This is a genomic window from Aneurinibacillus thermoaerophilus (assembly GCF_900099925.1).
In the GTDB taxonomy this organism is placed as follows: Bacteria; Bacillota; Bacilli; order Aneurinibacillales; family Aneurinibacillaceae; genus Aneurinibacillus; species Aneurinibacillus thermoaerophilus.
In genome coordinates this window covers 1-1746 of sequence record NZ_FNDE01000086.1, presented here as the reverse complement: position 1 = coordinate 1746, position 1746 = coordinate 1, and the positions used below count along the sequence as shown (strand labels likewise).

2 protein-coding genes and 1 tRNA gene are annotated in these 1746 nt (G+C 34.2%); 1 reads left to right on the top strand and 2 read right to left on the bottom strand.

Features of this window, described 5'->3' with window-relative positions; genetic code table 11:
* Positions 1-270: 270 nt before the first annotated feature.
* Entirely contained in the window at positions 271-738 is a 468-nt protein-coding gene (locus tag BLR88_RS18730) for a hypothetical protein (RefSeq protein ID WP_091261626.1), read from the bottom strand.
* A 640-nt stretch (positions 739-1378) separates the two neighbouring features.
* Here BLR88_RS18730 and BLR88_RS19885 point away from each other — a divergent pair.
* On the top strand, positions 1379-1543 hold the full coding sequence (locus BLR88_RS19885) for a hypothetical protein (protein WP_156424103.1): 165 nt from the start codon (positions 1379-1381) through the stop codon (positions 1541-1543).
* Between the two features lie 90 nt (positions 1544-1633).
* On the opposite strand, the gene BLR88_RS18725 is transcribed toward BLR88_RS19885, so the two are convergent.
* Positions 1634-1717, bottom strand: a tRNA-Leu gene (locus BLR88_RS18725).
* Positions 1718-1746: the final 29 nt, after the last annotated feature.

Sequence of the window (1746 nt, the reverse complement as noted above, 5' to 3'; positions counted from 1 at the left end):
GGATTTGATAAAAAATCAGTTACAAGCTGCCTAGGAGAACCTTCGGTTCTTTCTACATGGTAAATTTTGTATCAAATTTTGGGCAAGTCTAGTTTTAATAAAGAAAAAAGCACTTTTCCTCTTTACTGAAGAGGAAAAGTGCTTTTTAACATAACACGCGAGAAGTCCCCTTCCTCCACGCCTCCGACGTAGGTGGGGGATGAATCGCTATTCATGTTAAATTTCACCTGTATTTCAAATTTCGGCATTCGTTAAAATGAAGTTTTCTCATCAGCTAATGGAACCATCAGCATTACAATAAAATTCTACGCTTTCTGTAACTGTATAAGTTACTCCAGCTATTGTAAAATATCCTGATACAATAATAACATATGTACGACCACCATCAATTAGCCGTACTTCATACCCTGTTTGTTTCCAGCTTCCACCAGTTGTTACTTTCGAAGTTATAGATTTAATTCCCGCAAACATTTGTCTCTCATAAATATCACTATATTGTGTTTCAAAAGTTCCTGTAATGCTTAACGTTTGATAAGTTCCTCCAGCCTTAAAAGTTACTGACTTCGTTTTTGAAACAATAGACTGAGGAGTAATGACACCTGCCTGTGGTTTAACAACATTCTCTTGGTTTTGAGGCGAAGCCGCCAATGACTCTTGCCTTACCCCAAACGCAACGGCTGTAGCAAGCGATGTTGCTAAGACTCCTTTTACCATCCTACTAATAGTTTTAGTTTTCATAAAATTTCACCTTTTAATTTTCTTCTTACAACTCATAATATAAAATATCAAAAAAATGGATGTCAATAGTTTTTTTGTAAAAAAATACAGAAAGTGATAAAAAAACCAAATAGTTTTAAAATAAGTCCTCGAAATACAAAACAAAACATGTAGATTCTATCGAACGCATGAATCCCAATATATTTCGATTCACTTTTTTATATAGCATAAGCCGTCTAAAACCATTGGTTAATCTACTCAACCCTTTTCTACACACTACATTGGTGCATATTACCATTGTAAAAGTAGACATTTTATGATTTAACGTCTACTTTTAATCAATCATTATTAAACAATTTTTTACAAGGCTACAGTGTGCAAACTATCTAATCAATTCGTCAATCCTTTTAATTCTTGTAAAACACTTCTTAAAGGAACATCTGTATTGTATTCTCTTGAAGGCATCTTAAAAGCGTTTATCTCTTGTGTTTTGAATGACAAGTAAATGTCGAACGGATTCGTTGCATACATATCCATTGAAACTTCATTTAAAAATTTAGGCTTTTCGGATTAAGTAGTGAAATATAGACATTTGAAATGCTTTTAAAATAACAATTGTTTCACAATAACACAAACTACTAAATAAGGAAGGGGAATGAAAATGCAAGATATGGAACAATATTTGAAGGACATGGAATTGATTAAAGAAAAAGAAAAATATTCACTTTACTTCAATAGAGAAGCTAATGAGGTCGCTATATATAATGGCGATGATATTTGGAGTATTAACATTGATGAATTAGGTGATTTAGCTTTTAATAAGTAATACACAGTACGAAGATTGTATGCAGTAAAAATAGTATGTCATAAAACTTTTATTAGTAGGCTTTCCACAAACCCAAAGTCTCCTTTTTGATGCCGATGGTGGGAGTCGAACCCACACGGGGGGTACCCCACACGATTTTGAGTCGTGCGCGTCTGCCAATTCCGCCACATCGGCATAAATGGCGTGCCCGGAGAGACTCGAAC